General features: G+C 69.8%; 19 protein-coding genes. 9 read left to right on the top strand and 10 right to left on the bottom strand.

Features of this window, described 5'->3' with window-relative positions:
- The first annotated feature begins 87 nt into the window (after nucleotides 1–87).
- On the top strand, nucleotides 88–1,824 hold the full coding sequence (locus LSF15_RS15375) for an aminotransferase class V-fold PLP-dependent enzyme (protein ID WP_232499436.1): 1,737 nt from the start codon (nucleotides 88–90) through the stop codon (nucleotides 1,822–1,824).
- A 182-nt stretch (nucleotides 1,825–2,006) separates the two neighbouring features.
- Nucleotides 2,007–3,812, top strand: a complete 1,806-nt coding sequence (locus LSF15_RS15370) for an LVIVD repeat-containing protein (RefSeq protein ID WP_232499435.1) — start codon at nucleotides 2,007–2,009, stop codon at nucleotides 3,810–3,812.
- Between the two features lie 117 nt (nucleotides 3,813–3,929).
- Here LSF15_RS15370 and LSF15_RS15365 read toward each other — a convergent pair whose 3' ends face one another.
- A complete protein-coding gene (locus LSF15_RS15365; protein ID WP_232499434.1) occupies nucleotides 3,930–4,580 on the bottom strand; it encodes a DUF305 domain-containing protein in 651 nt (216 codons plus the stop codon).
- A gap of 191 nt (nucleotides 4,581–4,771) precedes the next feature.
- Entirely contained in the window at nucleotides 4,772–5,875 is a 1,104-nt protein-coding gene (locus LSF15_RS15360) for a ThuA domain-containing protein (protein WP_232499433.1), read from the bottom strand.
- A gap of 332 nt (nucleotides 5,876–6,207) precedes the next feature.
- Here LSF15_RS15360 and LSF15_RS15355 point away from each other — a divergent pair, with 332 nt between their 5' ends.
- A complete protein-coding gene (locus tag LSF15_RS15355; protein WP_232499432.1) occupies nucleotides 6,208–6,450 on the top strand; it encodes a hypothetical protein in 243 nt (80 codons plus the stop codon).
- A 23-nt stretch (nucleotides 6,451–6,473) separates the two neighbouring features.
- Here the strand turns inward: LSF15_RS15355 and ppk2 are convergent, their stop codons facing one another.
- A complete protein-coding gene (ppk2, locus tag LSF15_RS15350; protein ID WP_232499431.1) occupies nucleotides 6,474–7,289 on the bottom strand; it encodes a polyphosphate kinase 2 in 816 nt (271 codons plus the stop codon).
- 107 nt (nucleotides 7,290–7,396) lie between these two features.
- Nucleotides 7,397–8,107 (bottom strand): hypothetical protein, encoded by a 711-nt coding sequence (locus tag LSF15_RS15345; RefSeq protein WP_232499430.1) that lies wholly within the window; start codon nucleotides 8,105–8,107, stop codon nucleotides 7,397–7,399.
- Between the two features lie 161 nt (nucleotides 8,108–8,268).
- Here LSF15_RS15345 and LSF15_RS15340 point away from each other — a divergent pair, with 161 nt between their 5' ends.
- Together LSF15_RS15340 and LSF15_RS15335 are read left to right on the top strand one after the other, a co-directional pair.
- Complete coding sequence (locus tag LSF15_RS15340) at nucleotides 8,269–8,940, top strand: RNA polymerase sigma factor (RefSeq protein WP_232499429.1); 672 nt, start codon at nucleotides 8,269–8,271, stop codon at nucleotides 8,938–8,940.
- The gene (locus LSF15_RS15335; RefSeq protein WP_232499428.1) at nucleotides 8,937–9,215 is read left to right on the top strand and encodes a hypothetical protein; all 279 of its coding nucleotides are present in this window, start codon (nucleotides 8,937–8,939) and stop codon (nucleotides 9,213–9,215) included. The genes LSF15_RS15340 and LSF15_RS15335 overlap by 4 nt, the downstream gene beginning before the upstream one ends.
- Nucleotides 9,216–9,576: 361 nt before the next feature.
- On the opposite strand, the gene LSF15_RS15330 is transcribed toward LSF15_RS15335, so the two are convergent.
- Nucleotides 9,577–9,954, bottom strand: coding sequence for a YciI family protein (locus LSF15_RS15330; protein WP_232499427.1), 378 nt, complete (start codon nucleotides 9,952–9,954; stop codon nucleotides 9,577–9,579).
- Between the two features lie 438 nt (nucleotides 9,955–10,392).
- Between LSF15_RS15330 and LSF15_RS15325 the strand changes: the two genes are divergently transcribed.
- Entirely contained in the window at nucleotides 10,393–11,787 is a 1,395-nt protein-coding gene (locus LSF15_RS15325) for a hypothetical protein (RefSeq protein WP_232499426.1), read from the top strand.
- 90 nt (nucleotides 11,788–11,877) lie between these two features.
- Here LSF15_RS15325 and LSF15_RS15320 read toward each other — a convergent pair whose 3' ends face one another.
- Together LSF15_RS15320 and LSF15_RS15315 are read right to left on the bottom strand one after the other, a co-directional pair.
- On the bottom strand, nucleotides 11,878–13,107 hold the full coding sequence (locus LSF15_RS15320) for a hypothetical protein (RefSeq protein ID WP_232499425.1): 1,230 nt from the start codon (nucleotides 13,105–13,107) through the stop codon (nucleotides 11,878–11,880).
- The gene (locus tag LSF15_RS15315) at nucleotides 13,097–13,660 is read right to left on the bottom strand and encodes an RNA polymerase sigma factor (protein WP_232499424.1); all 564 of its coding nucleotides are present in this window, start codon (nucleotides 13,658–13,660) and stop codon (nucleotides 13,097–13,099) included. The genes LSF15_RS15320 and LSF15_RS15315 overlap by 11 nt, the downstream gene beginning before the upstream one ends.
- Before the next feature lie 122 nt (nucleotides 13,661–13,782).
- Here LSF15_RS15315 and LSF15_RS15310 point away from each other — a divergent pair, with 122 nt between their 5' ends.
- Complete coding sequence (locus LSF15_RS15310; RefSeq protein ID WP_232499423.1) at nucleotides 13,783–15,132, top strand: hypothetical protein; 1,350 nt, start codon at nucleotides 13,783–13,785, stop codon at nucleotides 15,130–15,132.
- 21 nt (nucleotides 15,133–15,153) lie between these two features.
- Entirely contained in the window at nucleotides 15,154–16,524 is a 1,371-nt protein-coding gene (locus tag LSF15_RS15305; protein ID WP_232499422.1) for a type I glutamate--ammonia ligase, read from the top strand.
- A gap of 19 nt (nucleotides 16,525–16,543) precedes the next feature.
- Here the strand turns inward: LSF15_RS15305 and LSF15_RS15300 are convergent, their stop codons facing one another.
- Together LSF15_RS15300 and LSF15_RS15295 are read right to left on the bottom strand one after the other, a co-directional pair.
- A complete protein-coding gene (locus LSF15_RS15300; protein ID WP_232499421.1) occupies nucleotides 16,544–17,749 on the bottom strand; it encodes an amidohydrolase family protein in 1,206 nt (401 codons plus the stop codon).
- Nucleotides 17,750–17,860: 111 nt separating this feature from the next.
- Nucleotides 17,861–18,346, bottom strand: coding sequence for a PaaI family thioesterase (locus tag LSF15_RS15295; RefSeq protein WP_232499420.1), 486 nt, complete (start codon nucleotides 18,344–18,346; stop codon nucleotides 17,861–17,863).
- A 458-nt stretch (nucleotides 18,347–18,804) separates the two neighbouring features.
- Here LSF15_RS15295 and LSF15_RS15290 point away from each other — a divergent pair, with 458 nt between their 5' ends.
- Complete coding sequence (locus LSF15_RS15290) at nucleotides 18,805–20,049, top strand: hypothetical protein (RefSeq protein WP_232499419.1); 1,245 nt, start codon at nucleotides 18,805–18,807, stop codon at nucleotides 20,047–20,049.
- Here LSF15_RS15290 and LSF15_RS15285 read toward each other — a convergent pair.
- Nucleotides 20,033–21,145 (bottom strand): DUF2510 domain-containing protein, encoded by a 1,113-nt coding sequence (locus LSF15_RS15285; RefSeq protein WP_232499418.1) that lies wholly within the window; start codon nucleotides 21,143–21,145, stop codon nucleotides 20,033–20,035. The two genes, LSF15_RS15290 and LSF15_RS15285, sit on opposite strands and share 17 nt — an antisense overlap.
- Between the last annotated feature and the right edge of the window lie 78 nt (nucleotides 21,146–21,223).

Raw genomic sequence — 21,223 nt, 5'->3', positions numbered from 1 at the left:
GAGGTGCCGAGGTGCCGCAAGCCCCGAGGGCAGTCTCTCGCCCAGGCGTGGTGGCCGCACGCGTCGACCAGGAGTACCCTCCGCCGTGTGGACATCGAAGTCATACGCAGGTCGCCGCTGCTGGGGCGCATCCGCGAGTCGGTGATCGGCGACGACCAGGTCATGCCCGGGCCGTACGGTCCGCGCCGTGTCACGTACGCCGACTACACGGCGTCGGGTCGTGCCCTGAGCTTCATCGAGGACTTCATCCGCGACGAAGTGCTGCCCCGCTACGCGAACACGCACACCGAATCGAGCGGCACCGGGCTGCAGACGACCCGGTTGCGCGAGGACGCGCGGGCGATCATCCGGCGCGCGGTCGGCGGCGATGACGACACCGTCGTCATCTTCACCGGGTCGGGCAGCACGGGTGCGATCGACAAGCTGGTCGGGATGCTGGGACTCCGCGTTCCGGCGGAGCTGGCCGACCGCTACCATCTCGGCGACGGGATCCCAGCTGCCGAGCGACCGGTGGTGTTCATCGGGCCGTTCGAGCACCACTCCAACGAACTGCCGTGGCGCGAGTCGATCGCCGACGTGGTCGTGATCCCGCAGGACGTCGACGGGCACATCGACTGCGACATCCTCGAGGCCGAGCTCATGCGCCACGCCGAACGACCGCTCAAGATCGGCTCGTTCTCGGCGGCGAGCAACGTCACCGGAATCGTGAGCGACACGCCGCGCATCTCGGCGCTGCTGCACGAACATGGCGCGTTGTCGTTCTGGGACTTCGCCGCGGCCGCGCCGTACGTCGACATCGAGATGTACCACGGGCCCGCCGAGGCGGCGCTCGCGTCGGGGGAGTACAAGGACGCGATCTTCCTCAGCCCGCACAAGTTCATCGGCGGGCCGAGCACGCCCGGGGTGCTCGTGCTGCGTCGCGAGCTCGCGCACAACCGGGTGCCCGACGTGCCCGGTGGCGGCACCGTGCTCTACGTCAACCCGACCGAGCACCGCTATCTCGACGACGTGGCCCAACGCGAGGAGGGCGGCACGCCCGCGATCGTCGAGGCGATCCGTGCGGGTCTCGTGTTCGGGCTGAAGGACGCGGTCGGCGTCGACACGATCCGGGCGCTCGAGCACGACTTCCTGCGCCGCGCGATCTCGGCCTGGCACGACGAGCCCGCGCTCGAGGTGCTCGGCAACCTCGACGCCGAGCGGCTCTCGATCGTGTCGTTCGTGGTGCGGGCGCCGAGCGGCCGGTACCTGCACCACAACTTCGTGGTGGCCCTGCTGAACGACCTGTTCGGCATCCAGTCTCGCGGGGGCTGCTCATGTGCCGGGCCGTACGGCCACCTGCTGCTCGGTATCGATCTCGACCGCTCGCACGAGTTCGAGCGCGAGATCGCGCGCGGCTGCGAGGGCATCAAGCCGGGCTGGGTGCGCATCAACTTCAACTACTTCATCTCGCCCGGCGTGTTCGACTACCTCGTCGAGGCGGTGCGGCTGGTCGCCCGTGAGGGCTGGCGCATGCTTCCCGACTACGTCTTCGAACCCGAGACGGGCCTGTGGCGGCACCGCCGCGGGCCGGCCGAACCTCCCCTGCGGTTGAGCCAGGTCGGGTACGACGACGACGGCCGGCTCACGTACCCTCAGCACGACGATCGCGCGCCCGAGTCAGCGCTGCGAGGCTACCTGACCGAGGCCGAAGCGAGGTTCGCCGTCGCCGCGGGGGCGGCCGCGGCCGCGCACGATGCTCCCGACGACGGCAGCCTTCCCGGCCTCTCCGACGACTTCGAGCACCTGCGCTGGTTCGACCTGCCGGTCGAGTGCCTGTCGCGGTGACGTCGTCGCCCGCCACGCAACTGTCGAGTCCATCTCAAATTTTTTGCTGCGGCGTACTCCGGTTGTGGATACGTTTGGGGAATTGGTCGGCCTTCTGGGGCCGCGAGCGGCTCGAGGTTGTGCCGTTCGCCCGTCGGAGGGCATCGATCGCCGAAGAAGCGAGAGAAGAGAGGGCACTACCGATGAGATCCATCCAGCGTCCCGTGCGATGGCGCCGACGCGCACTCGCCGCAGCCGGAGCACTCGTGCTCGGCGCCTCCCTGATGACCGTCACGGCGGCCTCCGCCCAAGACGACCCGCGCGAGGGCCTCGACCCGGGCTACTTCGACCCCGGGGTCGCGGCGAGCAACATCGAGATGCTCGGGGACCTACCCCGCGTCGCTCCGTTCGACGCGCCTCCCGGCAACTTCGGGTTCGTCAACTCCGACCTCGCGTTCAGCGGTGACAGCGCCATCGTCGGCAACTTCAACGGCTTCCAGGTCTACGACGTATCCGATGCCGCAGAGCCCGAGTTGCGCTCGTCGTTCGTGTGTCCGGGCGGTCAGGGTGACGTGTCCGTCTTCGGCGACCTGCTGTTCATGTCGGTCGAAGAGAACCGTGGCCGCATCGACTGCGGTTCGCAGGGTGCGCCGGGCGCCGTGAACGCCGAGCGCTTCCGCGGTGTGCGCATCTTCGACATCAGCGACATCGACAACCCGATTCAACTGCCGGGCGTGCAGACCTGCCGCGGATCGCACACGCACACGCTGGTGACCGACCCCGATGACGCTGAGAACGTCTACATCTACAACTCGGGTACTGCCGGAGTCCGGTCACCGCTCGAGCTCGCGGGCTGTGAGAACGCCGCACTGACCACCGACCCGGTGACCACGGGCGACCCGACGCAGTGGCGCATCGACGTCATCCAGGTGCCGCTCGCGGCGCCCGAGACCGCGGCGGTCGTCAGCCAGCCGAGGATCTTCACCGACTCCGAGACGGGCGCCTTCAACGGGCTCCAGAACACCCTCCCCGGAACGGCGCTCCACCCGAGCGGCACGGTGTATTCCCCGACCCCCAACACCAACACGTGCCACGACGTCACCGCGTTCCCCGAAATCGGGCTCCTCGCGGGTGCGTGCCAGGGCAACGGCCTCCTCGTCGACATCTCCGACCCGGTGAACCCGGTGCGGATCGACGCGGTTTCCGACCCGAACTTCTCGTACTGGCACTCGGCGACGTTCAGCAACGACGGCACCAAGGTCATCTTCACCGACGAGTGGGGCGGCGGCACGCAGGCTCGCTGCCGCGAGACCGACCAGCCCGAGTGGGGCGCGAACGCGCTCTTCGACATCGTCGACGGCAAGCTGGAGTTCGCGAGCTACTACAAGCTCCCGGCGGTGCAGACCTCGCAGGAGAACTGCGTGGCGCACAACGGCTCGATCGTTCCGGTGCCGGGTCGCGACATCATGGTGCAAGCGTGGTACCAGGGCGGTGTGTCGGTGATCGACTTCACCGACACGGCGAACCCGACCGAGATCGCGTTCCTCGACCGCGGCCCGATCGATGAGCCGAACGCCGGTGCCCTCAACCTGGGCGGCTACTGGTCGACCTACTGGTACAACGGCAGTGTGCTCGGCAGCGAGATCGCGCGCGGCTTCCACACCCTGGGGCTGCTCCCGAGCGACTGGATGTCGGTGAACGAGATCGCCGCCGCCGGTGAGATCGAACTCGACGAGTTCAACGCTCAGCTGCAGACGATGCTCGTGCACGACCCGAGCTTCGCCGTGGCACGGTCGTACGTCGACCAGGCCGAGCGAGCCGGCACCCTGAGCGGCAAGGCCCTGAGCGAGGTGCGCAAGCACATCGACCAGGCCGAGAAGCTCGCCGACGGCCCCGCCGCAGGCAGCGCAGTCGCAACGCAGCTCGACAACGCCGCCCGCAAGTCGGGAGCCGCAGCCGACTCCGACGTCGTGCAGGGGCTCAACGCACTGGCGGCGACCTTCCGTTGATGCGTGCGAGGGGGCCGGCGCTGGTCGGCCTCTTCGCAACCACGAAAGGTGCCCGACGGTCATTGACCGTCGGGCACCTTCGCGTTCGGGCGGTGCGTTCGCTGCGCTGAGGCCGACTCAGCCTGCGCGGTCGGCGAGCATCTGCTGCATGCGGGCGATCTCGACGCCCTGGTCGGATTCGACGTGACGTGCGAACTGGTCGACCTCGGACTCGTTGCCGCCCCCGGCGGCGTAGAGCTCGTCGACCATCTGCACCGCACCCTGGTGGTGCCGGATCATGGACTCGAGGAACAGCCGGTCGAACTTCGCGCCACTGGCGGCCTCGAGAGCCGCGAGTTCGTCATCGGTGAGCATCCCCGGCATCGCGTCGCCGTCGTGCCCGTGGCCCGCACCGTCGTTCACCGGGACGAAGCGATCTTGAAGCCACCGCGTGATGACCTTGAGCTCATCTTCTTGGCTGACCTTCATGCGCTCGGCGAGCAACTGGATGTCGCGGTCGTCGGTGTTCTCGTCGACGAAGCCGGTCATCACGATGGCCTGGTCGTGGTGTTGGATCATGTCGAGCATGAACTCCTCGTCGGCCTCGACGTGCTTCGGCGAGCCGAGCTCGGCCGCCTCTTCGGGCGAGAGCGTCTGGTTCGGCTCGCCTGGCGCTCCGAGCTGCACGATGGGGCTCGTGGGCGCCGGTGGCTCGGGGGCGGACGCCGTGCACGCGGCCAGGCCGAGCGAGAGCACGAGCACCGTTCCGACCCCGAGAGACCGTCGCATCGCCGTCATCCGCATACCTCGTCTTCGTTGAAGGGATCAGCGAGCCTCGTCATGCCGTTCGTCGGCGGACCCGCACGTTGCCCTCCATCTAACTCGAATCGGTCGGGTATGGAAACCGGAACGGGCCCCGCCGTGCGGCAGAGCCCGTTGCGGGTGGACACCGAGAACAATGCTCGGGCCACGGTTGGCGGTCAGGAGACGAGGGCCTCCTGCCACTCGATGAGGTCGCCGATCTTCTCGACGAGCGTGTCGTCCTGGATGCCGTGCGCCTTGGCCCAGGCCTGGTTGAGCACGGCGATCGCGGCTGCGTGGTCGCCCGCGTCGGCCGCGGCTTCAGCGGTCTCGAGGTACGCAGTGACGTCGCCCCCGAGCTGGGTGTTCTTCTGCGAGTCGCCGGCGAGCCCGGTGACGAGCTTGTCGACCTCGCCGAAGGTCACGCAGTCGCCGCCGCCCTCGACGATGCCCGCCGTCCATTCGATTCCGCCGAGCACGTGGCTGAGGAAGAGCGGGTCGGACCACGAGGCATCCGTGTGGCCCGCGCCCTCGTACCAAGAGCGCCCGCCTTCGAAGTTGTGGCACCAGGCGAGCGGGTGGTCGGCGCCCATCGCGCCGCTTCCGGGGTTGTACGTCGACTCGTCGAGCGTGATCAGCACGTGGACGTCCTCACGCGGATTCGCCGTGAAGTTGTACCACTCGTCGAAGCGCACCCACTCGGCCGGCAGCATCGTGGTCGAGGGGTGCCCCGGGCTCTCGACGCGCATGGTCGCGGTCTGCTGCGCAGGGTGGTTGCGGAAGCGCGCGCTGCCGCCGGTCAGCTCGCTGTACCAGGGCACCGTGTGCATCGAGTCGGTCGCGGCGTGCAGCCCGACGTAGCCGCCGCCGCCGCGGATGTAGCCCTGGAACGCGGCCAGCTCGGTGTCGTTCAGCAGGCGCGGCCGGTTGGGGTCGAGGTTGTTGGTGGCGTCGACCGGCGAAGCGAAGATGATCGTCGCGTACTTCGACAGGTCGGCCGCGGTTGTGAACGGCGAGCTCGCGAGCGTGAGTGCGGGCTGGCCGGGGGAGTTGCCCTGGGGCGGATCCCACACGTCGACGCTGAACCCGTTCTGCTCGCCGAGCGCGATGATCGCGTTCGTCGTGTCGTCGATGTGCGAGTGACGGAAGCCGAGGGTCTCGCCGACGACCAGCACTTCGTAGTCGTCGTCGGCGGCGATCGCGGGCGCCGCCGCGATTCCCAGGCTGAGAGTGACACCGATGGCACAGACCCCGGTGATGACGCGTTGGACATGTTGCTTCATTGCAATGCTCCCCTTCGAGCTGGACCGTTACGGAGGCCGGCTGAGGCGGATGGGGCGAATAAGTTGCCGCATCCGACATATTGGCAGGACGAGACTATTGCGGTGACTTGGCAGATGTCAATGGCCAAGCATCGATACTCGGAAGTTCGCATTCCTGCTTTTGGCTGTTCCTCGACGTAAGTAAGTCGGGATGTCGCGGTATGAGTGGTGGGTCCGTTTGAGAATCGGGTGCCCAAGTGCCCAAGTGCCCAAGTGCCCAAGTGCCCAAGTGCCCAAGTGCCCAAGTGCCCAAGTGCCCGAGTGCCCAGGTGCCCGAGTGCCCAGGTGCCCGAGTGTCCAAGTGCCCAAATCCGGGGGCACGGCAGTTCGGGCGCGTGCTGTGTGAGGCCGACTCGGGCGACGAACTGGCCCGCTCGAACGTCTTCCCGAAGATGACGACGGGCATTCTCGTGACGCTCGGGTTCGGCGGCCTGCAGTACGACCTGAGCGCCGAGGGACACGTCATCGGCCTCGAGGTGGTGCCGACCCCGGCAACCGCGTCGCCGTCGCCGTCGCCCTCGCCGTCGGGCGGCTGAAATCCCGCACGCCGCATTCGGGTTCAGTCGCCCGCTGCGTGCCGCTCCATCAGCTGCTGGGCGTAGTCCGGCACGGTGGTCGTCCACTCCCGTGGCGGCCGCTCGTACCCGCCCGCGGGAGGCCGCGGCGGGATCTCGATCGGCTCAGGCTCGACCTTCTTGTACGGGATCTTGGACAGCAGGTGCGCGATCATGTTGATGCGCGAGCGTCGTTTGTCGTCGCTCTCGATCTCGTACCAGGGCGCGTCGGCGATGTCGGTGTGCACGAACATGGTGTCCTTCGCGCGGGAGTAGTCCTCCCACTTGGTGATCGAGACCACGTCGTTCGGGCTGAGCTTCCACCGCCGCATCGGATCCTCGAGGCGCGAACGGAACCGATCTTCCTGCACGACGTCCGACACGCTGAACCAGTACTTCAGCAGGATGATGCCGTCCTCCACGAGCATCCGCTCGAAGATCGGCGCCTGGTGCAGGAATCGGTGATACTCCTCGTTGGTGCAGTACCCCATGACGCGCTCGACGCCGGCGCGGTTGTACCAGGAGCGATCCATGAGCACGATCTCGCCCGCTGCAGGCAGGTGCGGCACGTACCGCTGGAAGTACCAGCGCGTCTTGTCGCGGGCGCTCGGCGTCGGCAGCGCCACGATGCGCGTGACGCGCGGGTTCAGGTACTCGGTCACGCGCTTGATCGTCGAGCCCTTGCCCGCGGCATCCCGCCCCTCGAAGATCACGACCACGCGCGCACCCGACTGCTGCACCCACGCCTGCATGTCGACGAGCTTCGCCTGCAGGGCCATGAGCTCGCGCTCGTAGAGCGCTTTCGGCATCCGTCTGGTCATTCGGCACCTCCTGCCGTCGAAGCCTACGGCCAGACGGTGCGGATGTCGCGGCTCGCGCGCTGGGAGGGCGCGGGTCGCGACATCCGGTCACCGACGCTCGGTGCGTCTCAGAACCTGCTCGGGAACTGGGCGATCAGGCCTGCGCTGAGCTCGTCGGCCATGTGGGCCATGTGCGCGTGCGCCCCGTCGAAGGCGGTGATGGCGGCCTCGTAGTCGCCTGTGAGGACGTCGGCCGCGTACCCGGTGGTCTGGGTGATGTGGGTCTTCATCATCTTGCGCAGCTCACCCTTCGCCCAGTTCGGGTTGGCGTCGGCGAGGAAGTCCGCGATGTCGCGGGCGTTCGCGTACCAGTCGTCGAGCGCCGCGTTCAGCGCCGTCGTGTCGCCGGCCTCGGCTGCGGTGAGCACGGGGATCGCCTGCGTGATGTGGGTCTGCAGCAGTTCGGTGAGCCGGGCCGCCGCGTCGTCACCGTAGAAGGGGGCGATCGCGTCGCCGATGTCGGCCTGGTTGGCCAGCAGCCGGGCGACGGTCGCGTCGAGCCCGGGTGATCCTTCGGCGAACGCGACGACCGTCGACCAGGTCCACGCCATGTGCTGGTCCCACAGGGTGCGCATGGCGCTGGAGAGCTGCGTCTCGGCCGTTGCAGGCTCGGCCTGCCTGGCCGACTCGGATGACCCGGAGTGGGAGTGCGTCGCGAACGAGGCCGGTTCGGCACTCGCGTTGGCGCTGCACGCGGTGAGCAGACCGCCGGTCAGCGCGAGCGCGGCGAGCAACGACACGGTGGAGGCGCGGAACGTCGCCTCGTGATGGGTGCGCATGATGCCCTTCCTTTCAGGAGTGTTCTTGCACCGTTGGTGACGGGAGTGCGCCGAGGTCATACCGGCGCGAACGAGATTCCTCGATCTCGGTAAGATGTGGCCAGCTCGGCGACACTCACCTCACGCGACCAGGCGACCGCAAGGTGGGTGAGGAGGGCGACGTGGACAGCCTCATGGTTGAGTACCGGCATCCGATCGACTCGCGCGACGATGGCCTGTTCCTCGACGCGGAGTGGATCCCTCGACTCTCAGCCACCGGGCGCGCACACGAGGTCGCCGTGCGGCGGCTGCATGAGCTGATGCTGCGCGCTGCACGGCACCAGGTCGCACGCATGCCCGACGCAGCCGGACTCGGTGCGGCCAGGCGCGACGAGATCGTGCATTCGGCGGCCGATGCGGCGACGGTGTCGGTGTTGTCGCGTCTGAGTGCGTTCGAGGGCCGCAGCAGGTTCACGACGTGGGCGTACAAGTTCGCGATCCTGCACGCGGGTGTCGAGGTGCGGCGTGCCGCGTGGCGCGATCGCGAGATCGACCTGTCCGACGTGCCCGAGCAACGCGATTCGGACATGTCCTCGCCAGAGACGTATGCCGAGGTGCGAGAACTCGCCGAGGCGGTCCGCGAGGGCATCGCCGAGGCGTTGACTGCGCATCAACGACGCGTCACGATCGCGTTGCTCGTCGATGAGGTGCCGATCGATGTGCTGGCCGAGCGACTCAACACGAGTCGCGGTGCGCTGTACAAGACGCTGCACGATTCCCGTCAGCGCTTGCGGGCCTTCCTCTCGGAGCGGGGATTCATGTCGGCCCGAGGCCCGAAGGAGGTGAACCCATGACCGGTCACGTTTCATTGAGCCGGGAGGCGGTCGCCCGATTGACGGCGAACACCGAGCCGTGGCTCTCGTGCGACGACTGCTTCGATCAGGTCGATGCCGCTGTCGAGGCGCTCCTCGGTTCGACCGTTCCCTTGGCTGAGGGGTTCCGAGCGCATCTGCTGGGGTGCGCGGCGTGTCACGAGGAGGCGCAGTCGCTGGCGGCGTTGGTCGCCGAGCACCACGACCTGACGGCGGCCGACGCGGTGGCCCGTCTCGACGCGGCTGTGGGAGCCTAGCGCTTCTCAGCGCAGGGCGCCGAGCTTCTCAATCCTGCTGTGGCGCCGACCCGACGGTAAACGGGAGAACGCAATGACAGTTCCCCCTCATCCGATGAGGGGGAACTGTCAGATCTGAATGGGGCGTCAATCGCGGCTGCGTCGGTCGGGAGCCCGCCCGTGAAACCCGGTGCCCGAGTGCCCGAGTGCCTGAGTGCCTGAGTGCCCGGTGCCCGAGTGTCCGAGTGCCCGAGTGCCCGAGTGCCCGAGTGCCCGAGTGCCTGAGTGCCCGAGTGCCCAAGTGCCCAAGTGCCCAAGTGCCCAAGTGCCCGAGTGCCCACGTGCGTCGGGCATCCACGATGCGCGGGCCGTGCGGCGCGAGCTACTCGGCCGGCGCCTCCTGCAGGGCGCGCACCTCGATGCGGCTCTGCAGCGCGCGCGACGCCCAGGTCGCCCATTCGACGGCGGCGGCCTCGTCGGCCGCCTCGATCACCCAGAAGCCGCCGACGTAGGCCGGCGCCTCGGTGAAGGGCTCGTCGAGCACCCGGGTCTCGCCAGTCGAGACGTCGACGGTCTTCGCGGTCGACGGCGGGTTGAGTCCGCCTGCGAACAGGAACGAGCCCGATTCCTTCAGGGCGGTGTTGAATTCGTCGACTGCGGCCATCACGGCCGCGAGCTCGGCGGGGTCGAACTCCTGCATCGACGCCATCGTCGGCTCGGTCGCGGAGTCGTGGGGCATGGTCAGGAAATACTGGGTCACGGGTCGATCCTCTCGTCTGGGGCGCCGTTGGGGAACCCTCACTCATGCGTCGAACGGGCAACTCGGGGATCGACATCCGATAGTCGAAGATTCAGGTAGGCGGTCGCGCTCTCGGCCAACGTTCAGCGGGCGTCGTGCTTGCTCCCAGCGGCGGGTGATGAGCTTCATGTGGGACGTATGACCCACATTCCCCCGAGTGGGATGTCCCCTGGCCGGCGTTCCGGGCTGCAGCAGGCTCAACCCCCCCTCGAGCCGCTCACGTGCCCGGCGCCGGCCCTCGTGCCGGACGCCCGGCCTTCGTGCCGGATCCAGCACCCTACCCGGATCCGGCACGCCCGCGTGGAGATTGCGCTCGAAGCGCCTACCATCGAATGGGCGTGCCGCACCCGATCGGCCGCCATCGAGATGCCCGCCAGGCGCCCACCCCCAGGAGCCAGATTGACGATCCCCGCTGACGATCAGTCCCCGCCCGGGTTCGTCTCGCCGGCCGCCGAGCTCGAGTCCCGCGCCGCCCGTCGCAGTGCCGAGCACGGCGGAACCCTGCGGCCGCGCCGCATGCCCGAGAGCGCCTGGACGCCGCCGGTCGTCGGGCCGACGGTTGCGCCGGTACCGGCAGCCACGCCCGCGTCTTCGCCCGCGCCCGAGATGGAGCGCTACTACCTCTGCAGCGAGGTGCCGAGCGGCGACTACGTCGAGGTGATCGTCGCCGTCACCGACGGAGCGCGCCGACGGTACTTCACCACCAGCGATGGAGCGCGCCTCACCGAGGTCGACGAGTACTACTTCGTGCGCCGCAGTCTCGGCGACGCCCGCTCGATGCTCGAGCTCGACGCTCGTGAGATGGCCGAGCTCGAGACGGAGCTGAACTTCGTGCGGTCGCTGCGCGGTCGCGATCCGATCGCCGAGCTCGCAGAGGAGCCGGCACCCGCCGCACCCGAAATCGCGACGGTGATCGAGATCGAGACGGCGACGGATGTCCCGGCGCCGGCCGATTCCGTCGAGCCCGACGAGCCCGACGAGCCCGTGATGATCGACGAGCCCGAACCGGCGCCGGCGCCGGCACCGGCGCCCGAGCGCGAACTCAAGATCGTGCCGGTGCTCATGCAATGGGCCGAGACCATTCAGCCGGAGCCGGAGCCGGAGCCGGAGCCGGAGCCGGAGCCGGAGCCCGAGCCCGTGCCCGAGCCCGAGCCCGTGCCGGAGCCCGTGCCGGAGCCCGCGCCGACCCCCGTGCCGGCCCCAGTGCCGACCCCGACCCCTGCCCCCGACGCGAACGAGGAGACCAACCCAGTGGTGATGATGACGAACCCGGTCGAGGTGCGCGCGTTCGAGGCATCCGTATCGCCGATCGCGGCGCCCGCCGAACCGCAGCCGACACCGAGTGCCGCCGTCGAGGCGGCCGCGCAGGTGGCGCTCGCGAAGGGCATCGCCTTCGTGGCGCACCGCGGCCAGGTCGACAAGGTCGGTGCCGCGTACATCGATCACCCCGGACGCGTGGCCGAGCGGTTCGACGCGCTCGCCGAGCCAGTGCCGACCGCCGCGGCGTGGCTGCACGACGTGCTCGAGGACAGCACGGTGACCGCGCGGGAACTGCTCGAGGCGGGCGTGCTGCCCGAGATCGTCGAGATCGTGGTGCTGCTGACACGCACGGCGGATGTCGCGGTCGACGAGTACTACGCGCGCATCCGCCGCCACCCGCTCGCCCGCCGCGTGAAGCTCGCCGACGTCGACGACAACTCGGCGGCCTGGCGCGTGCGCAAGCTCGACTACGAGACGCAGCAGCGGCTCGCCGAGAAGTACCGGCATGCACGTGAGGCGCTGGGCGGCGACTGATCCGGTCGCGGCACCGCGGACACATCGAAATGCCGGTTCCCCCTCACCGATGACGGGGAACCGGCATTTCGTGTCGGTGCCGGCCCTGCATCACCCCCCGAGCCGGGCGAGCACCGCCTCGGCGAGCGCGATCGCCGTGGCCTCGTCGTTCGCGGACACGTTGTACCAGTCCTGCCCGACCGTGAGGTCGACGGCGCACGTCGTGCCGAACCGCTCGTCGCAGCGAACGGATGCCACGCCGCCCGCGGCGAGCCCGGCGAGCTCGATCGGCGTCGACGCGTCGGCGTGGAGCATCCGCAGGTACGCCCAGCGCCCCTCGTGCAGCCAGTCCACCCGGGCCGCCTGGCCGAGGTCGTCGACGCCCCAGCCGCAGCCCACGGCATCGGCGTGGAGCCTGGCCTCGGCCCATTCGCTCCAGCCTCCGGAGCCGATCATCACCTGCACGCCGGGGGTCGAGGTGATCGATCCCACCTGGTCGACGGGGATGATCGCGTCGCAGTCCTCGGGGCCCGGCAGGGTCATCCGCTCGGTGATCGTCGACGCGGCCGCCGGCCCGGCCGCGCCCACTGCTGCGGTGACCGCGTCGACGAGCGACTGCCAGCCAGACGGGTCTGTCGCGAGCTCTGCTCCGCCGTACGCCGAGATCGTGACCCAGGCGTCGCCGACCGCTGCGCTCGCCCAGCACCAGGTGTCGGCGCACTGACTCTCGTCAGCCGGCATCCCGTGCTGGGTGGCGAGCTCGCTCCAGCCGGCGGCTGCGCGGGGGACGACCGAGATCGTGACCCCCACATAGTCGGGCTCGACGCCGTACTGCTCGTTCATCGGCACGCCGTTCGACCACTCGCAGACCGAGCCGCCGACGGCGAGGATCGCCGCGCGCCGCGGGATCGCGATGCCGACGCCCGACTCGGACACGATCGGGTCGATCGCAGCGACCTCGGTGCTGAACAGGCCCGACACCAGCGCGGGATCGACCAGGGTGGCGCAGTCGAGGCCGTAGCGCGAGGCGGGCTGGCCCGGTGTGACCGAGTACTCGCTCGTCGCCGGCGCGGTCGGCTGCGATGCCGTCGACGGCGTGTTCGGGGCATCCGTCGCCACGGTCGCCGCGTCCTGCTCGGGCGCGGTGATCACCCCGAGCGCGAATGCGGCTCCGGCGCCGACGCCGAGCAGCGCGGCCACGCCGAGCCCGAGCCCGAAGATGTGGCGCACGGACTTCCGCTTCGCGGGCGCCGGTTCCTGCGCGACCCGTTCGAGCACGTTGCGCTTCATCGAGCCGAGGAGGCGCGTCAGTTCGTCTCCTGTGGGAGGTTCAGATTTCATCGAGGGTCACCGCCTTCTTCAATCGGGCCCGGCTTCGGGACACGCGTTGCTTGACTGCGCCGACGCTCAGGTCGAGCCGCTCGGCCGCCTCGGCGTAGGGCAGGCCTTCGACGAGGCAGAGCTCGCACACCTGCCGGTCGATCGGTTCGAGTCGTTCGATCTCGTCGAGGACCCAGCGCAGGTCGTCCCGCGCCGCCTCGGCATCGTGATGTTCGCGGACCACGTCGGCTCCGCCCTGCGGGGCCTCGTCGTCGAATTGCTCGGCCCGACTGCGGGCCGCCTTTCTCACGGCGTTCATTCCGAAGTTGCGGCACGTGACGAGGAGCCACGGAAGCAGCGACGCCTCCGCGATCATGATCTCCGCCGCCTTGCGCCAGACCGTGAGGAACGTGTCCTGCACGATCTCTTCGACATCCATCCGGCTCGGCGCGATCGCCCACGCGTACCGCGTCACCGCCGGGGCATGCCGATCGAACACGACCGCCATCGCCCGTTGGTCGCCACTCGCCAAGCGCTCGAGGAGCTCGGCGTCGGTGCCATCGCTCTCGTCCACGTGCACACCCCCCTTCACTCTAGGAATGTCGCGGGGTGGGGGGAAGGTCACAGGTCGGTCGAATATATTCTGTGCCGCCCCGATTGGGGGACAGTCCTGTCGACGCCCATAGGATCGAAGGCATGGCTGGGTTCTGGGGCAAGCGCAAACGTGATCAGCAGGAACTGCAGGCCCACGACGTCGACCTGGCGAAGCGGGCCGGGGTGGCCCTGGTCGCCGCCGACGAGCGTGTGCGGGTCACGACCGATGAGCTCATCTTCGCCGAGGCCGAGCTGGGGCCCGACGCGACGAAAGAGCTGCGCGAGGCGCTCACCGCGGTGCGGCAGCATATGGGTGACGCGTTCCGGCTGAACCAGCTCAATCACGATGAGATCCCCGACACCGCCGAAGAGCTGCGCACCCGCAACGCGCGCATCGTGCAGCTGTGCGAATGGGCGGAAGACGTGCTCGACGAGCGCACCTCGGTGCTCGCCGACAAGATCGCGCGGGCGCGGCGGGCTCCCGAGATCATCGCCGGAGTGCGAGGAGATATCGTGCTTCTGCGCGCGCGCATCCCGCACGCCCGCGACACCGTCGAGCGGCTCGCGGTCCGCTATGCGCCAGAGGCGCTCGCCCAGGTGCAGGTCAATCCCGCCGAGGCCGAGCAGTTGCTCGGATTCGCCGAGCACAGCGCGGGCGTGGCCGAGCGGCGGCGTGAGGCCGGGCAGCGCGAGCAGGCCAACCTCGCGCTCGAGGCGTCCACTGAATCGGTGCGCCGAGCGGCGACCCTCCTCGACGCGGTCGAGACGTTCGAGGTCGAGTCGCTGCGGGCCGAGTCGACGCTGTCGGCGATCGTCGAGGACTCGCGTGGCGACATCGCCGTCGCACTCAGGGAGCCCCACTCGCCCGGTGTCGCCACCGCGATCGGCGAGCTGCAGGCCGCGCTCGCCTCGCTCCCGACGGCCGGCGTCAACACCGACCCGTTCGCCCAGCTGAACCGGCTTCGCGAGGCGAACGCCGGATTGGATGCCGCGATCGCGGCGGCCCGCGAGCGTGCGGCCCGTCCCATCCCGCCGCTCGAGCACGTTCGCCATGCGATCGACGACGCCGATCGGCAGCTCGCCGTCGCCAGCGACGTCATCGCCGGGCACCGGGGCTGGATCGGCGCCGACGCGCGCACCCGGCTCGCCGAGGCCGAGCGCATCCGGGTCGACCTCGACCGCTACCTCGGCACATCAGCGGCGGCCGCGACGGTGATCGGCGACGATCACCGCGAACAGTCGATGGCGATGGCGCGCCGTGTCGCATACCTCGCGAGCGAAGCCCTGCAGCTCGCACAGCGCGACATCAACTCGTCCCGGCCGCAGGATCCCGGCCAGTGGGGCGGCCCGGGCTGGGGTGGCGGCGGGCGCCGCGGCGGCGGATCCGACATGATGGGCGGCATCCTCGGCGGCCTGGTCATCGGCAGCATCCTCGACGGCATCTTCGACTGAATCCGGGTTGAGGAGGCTCCGATGGATCGTCCCGTGGGGTTCGATGACATCCGTGCACTGCTCGTCTCGCACATCGACAACGCCGGCATCTCGCGGGTGAAGGTGCTGACGCACCGGCGGCTGCTCGCGGCGAGCACCCACGGCGTGACGATCTCGCACAGCGCCGGATTCCTGTTCTCGGTCGACGACCACCTCAACGCGACGGCCGCGCTCGACCCCGTCGTGGGCGACTTGCGCGGCGTCGCCGACATCTCGTCGATCGCGATGCTCGACGCCGAGTCGGGGCTCGCGTGGGCGCCCGCCGACCTGTACGCGCTCGACGGCACGGTGCACCCGACGTGCACCCGTTCGGCGTTGCGCCGGGTGGTCGACGACGCGCTGGCCGAGCACCTCGAGTTCACGGTCGGCATCGAGCTCGAGTGCACGGTGTTCCGCGACGAGCCGCACACGGGCGGGCTCGCGTCGCTCGAGCCCGCGACATCCGCGCCCGCGTACTCGACCCGGGCCCTGCTCGAGGTCGAGCCGTTCGCGATGGCCGCGCTCGATGCGCTCGAGTCTGCGGGTGTGACGGTCGAGCAGATGCACCCCGAGTTCGGCGCCGGTCAGCTCGAGTTCGCCTTCGCGCCGCGCGACCCGGTGCGGGCGGTCGACGACCTCGCGCTCGCCCGCATCGTGCTCGTCAGGGTCGCGCGGGCACACGGCCTGCGGGTCTCGTTCGCGCCGGTTCCGATCGTGGGCGGCGCGACGAACGGATGCCACGTGCACGTGTCTGCGGTGCGCGACGCGCGCAACGTGTTCGCCGAAGCCGAGCCATCGGGCGCCGAACCGTCGGGCCCGCACGGCCTGTCACACGACGGCGCCCGCATGATCGCGGGCATCCTCGACCGGCTCGACGAGGGCGTCGCCCTGCTGGGCGGCAGCGTGCTCTCGTTCACCCGGTTGCGCCCGCGCTCATGGGCGGGCTCCGACGTCTGCTGGGGGCCGGCGAACCGCGAGGCGGCCATCCGGTACGTGGGCGGGCAGGCCGGCCACGGCGCCGAGCAGGCCAACATCGAGGTCAAGCCGGTCGATGGCGCGGCGAATCCCTACCTCGCTGTGGCTGCGATCCTCGCCGCGGCCCTCGACGGCCTCGCCCGTGAGCTGACGCTGCCGGCACCCGTGCACGTCGACCCGAGCACCCTGACGGCCGAGCAACGCGAGGCCGCCGGCATACGTTCCCTGCCGGCCGACCTCGGCTCGGCCCTGCACCGCCTCGAGTCGAGCGAGTTCTCCCGCGGGGTGTTCGGCGACGTGCTGCTCGACGCCTACCTCGCGACGCGGCGGCACGAGTGGGAGGCGTACGGCGAGCTGCCGCCCGAGGCGGTCGCCGACGTCGTGCGCTGGCGGTATTGAGCGCGGTCGCGACATCCGCTCAGTGCTCGATGAACACGCGACCGTAGAGCGCCTCGGCGTTGCGCCAGGCGATGAGCTCGGCGACCCGGATCGCCTCGTCGACCGGCCAGCCGTGATCGGCGACGTAGGCCGCCAGCACGCGTGCCGTGGCGTCGCGCCATGCACGCGCGCCGAGCAGGACCCGTTCGGGCACGCCCCACGCGTCGGTCGAGAAGAGCACTTTTGAGAACGGGGCGAGGTCGAGGGTCTCGCGCACCAGGGTGTCGGCGTTCGCGCCGACCTGGGCGAGCGCGAGCCCCGCGTCGAGGTGCACGTGCGGGTAGAGGTGGGCGAGCATGCCGGCCTCGCGCACGTACGGGTAGCAGTGCAGCAGCGCGAGCCGTCCGCCGGTGTGCTGCGTCGCGGCGATGAACGGCTGCAGCAGGAACGGGTCGGCACGATCGAGCCGCAGGTCGGGGTCGCCGAAGCCGACGTGCACCTGCAGCACGGCACCGCGCTCCATCGCCCACCACGCGAGGTGGGCGATGATCATGCGGTCGGTGAGGCGAGCGGATGCCCCAGGGTCACGGGTTCCCCGCCCCGTCGCCGCTGCCCCGGCGCTCGCGGCGAACCATGCCGTCGCGGCATCCGTCAGCTCGGCGGTCGTGGGCTTCGCAGCAGCGAGTGCGAGCCCGCCGCGGTAGGCGGCGATCGTCTTGAATCCGACCGCGCTCGCCGCAGCGCGCTCGAGCGCGACCGGCAGGCGCTCGACGAAGTCCATGCCCGACGCGGCGTGCGCCATGACCGATTCGGCGAGCGTCTCGAGACGCATGATGCGGTGCGACCGAACGCGCTCGCCGGCGAGCTGCTCGAGCTCGGCGTCGTGCAGCAGTCGCTCGGGGGCGTGTCCGTCGTCGATGAGGTAGGTGCGGATGCCCGACACCCGCAGCAGCCTGCGGGTGGCCTCGTCGAAGCCGAGCCGATCGCGAGCGGCCAGGTACTCCGCGGCATCCGCGAACGCCGCCAGACCCAGCGCCGGGGCGCAGTGACGGCTCAGCGCGAAGCCGAGCTGGCTGTCGAACACGGCGGCACGGTCGGCGGCGTGCTCGGCCTGCGTGAGCGCGTCGAGCAGGTCGCCCTCGGCGAGCGGCGGGCGCAGCAGGCTGTGCGCGTGATGGTCGACGAGCGGCATCGCGTCGATGACGTGGGCGAGCTCGGCGTGCACTGACTTGGCGTTCGCGGTCATGCGGCGATTCTCTCGCGGGCACCTCATCATCGGCGTCTGGCCTCCGGCCGGCACCGTCTGAGGCGCAGCAGCGAGCGGGTTCACACCTCGGCGCCAGTCGAGTCGCGGCGCTCAGCCCAGTGCGGTCGCGGCGGCGGCCTCGGTCACGCGCTGCTTCTCGCGCACGTACACCTCGCGCCGCACGCGCGCGACGACGTCGCCGTCGCGGTCGGTGATCTCGGTCTCGAACCACTCGAGCACCTTCGCGCCGCCGCGGGCGCGTTCGCGGAGCTCGGTCGCCTTCTGCGTCGGCACTTCGAAGTGCGCGGTGAGGATGCCGCGACCGGGCTTGAGGAACTCGATCTCGCCGCGGGTGTCCCACACCACGTAGTCGTTGCCGAGTTGGTGCATGACGAGCATGAAGAAGTACGGGTCGGTCATCGCCGACATCGATCCGCCGAACGCGGTCTTCACGTAGTTGCGGGTGAACACGTTGACGTGGAGTTCGACGGTCGCGCGCGTCCAATCGTCTGAGAACCGCTTCACGCGGATGCCGCTGAACAGGTTCGGGATCCACAGGCTCATGACCGTGGCGAGGCGTCGTGGAGTCGTGCGCATGCTCCCGATCCTGCTCGATCGAAGCGCACTGAGCGAGTCGGTTGTGGGTCGCCCACAATCCACGTCGGGCTATCGCCGTAACGCGGCGCTCGGGTGGGTGCTCCCGAGAAATGCGGTGCCCAAGTGCCCAAGTGCCCAAGTGCCCAAGTGCCCAAGTGCCCAAGTGCCCAAGTGCCCAAGTGCCCAAGTGCCCAAGTGCCCAAGTGCCGGCACCCACAACATCGCTCAGGCAGACCGCAGGATCTGGTCCATGCCATCCACGAGTCGGTGAGCGGCTTTCAGGAGATCCCGCGCGCGGGTCTCGGTGAGGATCGTCGCCGCGTACTGGACCTCGGTCTTCGAATCGATCAGCCGGCGCTTGTGTGATCTCGTCGAGGAGACGGGCATCGACGAGACCTGAACCTACGTACCTCACCCGCGCCGTAGCGGGCTCCGCGCGGCGACCGTAGGATCGGGGCATGGCCGGGTTCCGGGTCAGGCGCCGACGCGGTGCGCACGAACTCGAGGTCCACGACGCCGATCTGGCGAAGCGGGCCGGGGCGGCCCTGTTCGCCGCCGACGAGCGCATCCGCGCCACCGCCGACGAACTCGGCTTCGCCGAGGCGGAACTCGAGGCCGGCGCGACCATGCTTCTCGGCGAGGCGCTCGTGGCAGCGCGCAGACAGCTGAGCGACGCATTCCGGTTGAACCGGCTCAATCACGATGCGATCCCCGGCTCCGCCGACGAGGTGCGAGCTCGCAACCTGCGCATCGTGCAGCTGTGCGAATGGATCGAGGACGTGCTCGATGAGCAGACCTCGGCGCTCGCCGATCGGATGTCGCGGGCGCGGCGCGCCCCCGAGATCATCGCCTTCGTGCGAGCCGAAACCGAGCGACTGCGCGCCCGCACGCCGTACGCCCGCGAGACCATCGACCGACTCGCCGCCCGGTATGCGCGCGAGGCGCTCGTCGACGTCGAAGAGAACCTCGGAGAGGTCGAGCAGCTGCTCGCATTCGCCGAGCACAGCCTCGGCGTGGCCGAACGGCGGCGCGAAGCCGGACTTCGCGGCGACGCAAGTGTCGCGCTCGAGGCATCCGCTGCATCGGTGCGACGAGCGGCGACCCTCCTCGACGTGGTGGAGACCTTCGAGGTCGAGGCCCTGCGGGCCGAGGCGACGCTGGGCGCGGTCGCCGAGCAGTCGCGTCGACAGCTCGCCGTGGCGCTCGAGGAGCCCCAGTCGCACGCAGTCGCGAACGCGAGCTCCGAGCTGCGGGCGGCCCTCGCCGACCTGCCGCCGGTCGGCGTCAACACCCATCCGTTCGCCCACCTGAATCGACTGCGCGAGGCGCATGCGGCGCTGGATGCCGCGACCTCGGCGGCACGCGAGCGGGCGACGCGCCAGCTTCCGCCCGCCGGCCACGTGTACCAGGTGATCAGGCACGCGGACCGCCAGCTCGATGCGGCCCGCGATGCGATCGCCGACCACCCTGGCTGGATCGGGGCGGAAGCACTGATGCGGTTGGCCGAGTCTGAGCGGATCCGGATCGATCTCGGACACTCCCTCGGCGGCTCCGCCGCGACCATCCCGTTGACGGACCAGAACCACCGAGATCGGGTGATCGCGATGGCCCGGCGTGTGGCCGATCTCGCAGGCGAAGCCCTGTACCTGGCGCGGCGCGACGTCGACGCATTTCGATCGCAGCCCGCTACGGCACGTTCGTGAAGGTCGCGCTCGGGTACACGAAGCTCGGCGCCACCTCCAGCGTGAGCGCGCCCGGGTCGTCGACCGACCAGGCGGCCTGCCAGGTGACCGACCCGCCCGGCTCGATCGTGGCGGTCGGGGGAAAGCCGACGTCATCGCCGGGCTCGAAGACTTCGCTGCCGATGTCGAAGATCTGGCTCACCTCCTGATCGCCCGCCGAGAGCGTCGGCAGCGGCAGCGTCGGCAGATCCTCGGTCGAGTTGTTGGTGATCGTGAGGGTGAACACGACGTGGTTCGCCCGCGTCGCACCGACCGCGAACTCGCTCGGCGTGTACGGCTCGGGCACCGAGACCGTGAGCGCGACGCCGTCGTCCCACGTCATCGTCTCGCCGAATCTGAGGTTGCCCGCCACGGGAGGCTCGGGTTGCCCGGCATCGGGGTCCGTGCCCGGGTCATCCGGCGCCGGCAGGGGAAAAACGGGCACCTCGGGAATCGCGTCATCGATCACCGCGCCGACCGACCCGATCAGGAAGGTGACGAACAACACGATGCCGGCGATCGCGGCGATGATCGAGATGACGAGCCCGATGACCGCCGGCCACTTCGCGCTGCGCAGGAACAGGCCGATGAGTGAGAGCACGAACGCGACCGTCACGAAGATCCACGCGAAGCCGCTCGCGGCGGGCAGGAACACGAGCAGGAATCCCACGATCGCGACGAGGATTGCGATGATGCCCACGACGTTCGGCCCTGGCTTCGACGGCTCGGTGAACGGATGCCCCGCCAGCGTCGTCGTGGGCAGGCCTCCGTAACTCTCCGTCGTGGCATAGGGGTTCGCGCCGGACGCATCACTCCACCCTGGCGACGCCGTCGGGGCGACGCCATAGCCGGACCCCGCGGCATCCGACCCTTGCGACCCCCAGACGAACCGAATCGTCGGATTCTCGTCGCCGACGGGCAGCACCGCGGTGACCGCCGTGTCCTGCCCGACCTGCGGAATGGGCTCGGTCGCGGGGCCGGGCGCCACGTACTGCGTCCAGGCATCGCCATCCCAGTACCGGCGCGCGCCGGACCCGTCTTCGTACCACCCGGCGGGCGCCCTCGTCGGGTCGCTCATACTTCGATGGTGACACGGCGGGCGCGCCATCGCATCGGTCGTTTGCTCCGCGTGCCGCACTCGCGGCGCCTGCACTCC

Source organism: Agromyces humatus, assembly GCF_021228295.1.
GTDB classification, from domain to species: domain Bacteria; phylum Actinomycetota; class Actinomycetes; order Actinomycetales; family Microbacteriaceae; genus Agromyces; species Agromyces humatus.
Note: the sequence above shows the minus strand (reverse complement) of the source record. Positions and strands in the feature narration are given on the sequence as shown.

Bases quoted from the DNA above. Each gene is read 5' to 3' on its own strand.
- LSF15_RS15370 (WP_232499435.1), top strand. From the start codon at position 2,007: ATGAGATCCATCCAGCGTCCCGTGCGATGGCGCCGACGCGCACTCGCC.
- LSF15_RS15365 (WP_232499434.1), bottom strand. From the start codon at position 4,580: ATGCGACGGTCTCTCGGGGTCGGAACGGTGCTCGTGCTCTCGCTCGGC.
- LSF15_RS15360 (WP_232499433.1), bottom strand. From the start codon at position 5,875: ATGAAGCAACATGTCCAACGCGTCATCACCGGGGTCTGTGCCATCGGT.
- ppk2 (WP_232499431.1), bottom strand. From the start codon at position 7,289: ATGACCAGACGGATGCCGAAAGCGCTCTACGAGCGCGAGCTCATGGCC.
- LSF15_RS15345 (WP_232499430.1), bottom strand. From the start codon at position 8,107: ATGCGCACCCATCACGAGGCGACGTTCCGCGCCTCCACCGTGTCGTTG.
- LSF15_RS15335 (WP_232499428.1), top strand. From the start codon at position 8,937: ATGACCGGTCACGTTTCATTGAGCCGGGAGGCGGTCGCCCGATTGACG.
- LSF15_RS15320 (WP_232499425.1), bottom strand. From the start codon at position 13,107: ATGAAATCTGAACCTCCCACAGGAGACGAACTGACGCGCCTCCTCGGC.
- LSF15_RS15310 (WP_232499423.1), top strand. From the start codon at position 13,783: ATGGCTGGGTTCTGGGGCAAGCGCAAACGTGATCAGCAGGAACTGCAG.
- LSF15_RS15305 (WP_232499422.1), top strand. From the start codon at position 15,154: ATGGATCGTCCCGTGGGGTTCGATGACATCCGTGCACTGCTCGTCTCG.
- LSF15_RS15300 (WP_232499421.1), bottom strand. From the start codon at position 17,749: ATGACCGCGAACGCCAAGTCAGTGCACGCCGAGCTCGCCCACGTCATC.
- LSF15_RS15295 (WP_232499420.1), bottom strand. From the start codon at position 18,346: ATGCGCACGACTCCACGACGCCTCGCCACGGTCATGAGCCTGTGGATC.
- LSF15_RS15290 (WP_232499419.1), top strand. From the start codon at position 18,805: ATGGCCGGGTTCCGGGTCAGGCGCCGACGCGGTGCGCACGAACTCGAG.
- LSF15_RS15285 (WP_232499418.1), bottom strand. From the start codon at position 21,145: ATGAGCGACCCGACGAGGGCGCCCGCCGGGTGGTACGAAGACGGGTCC.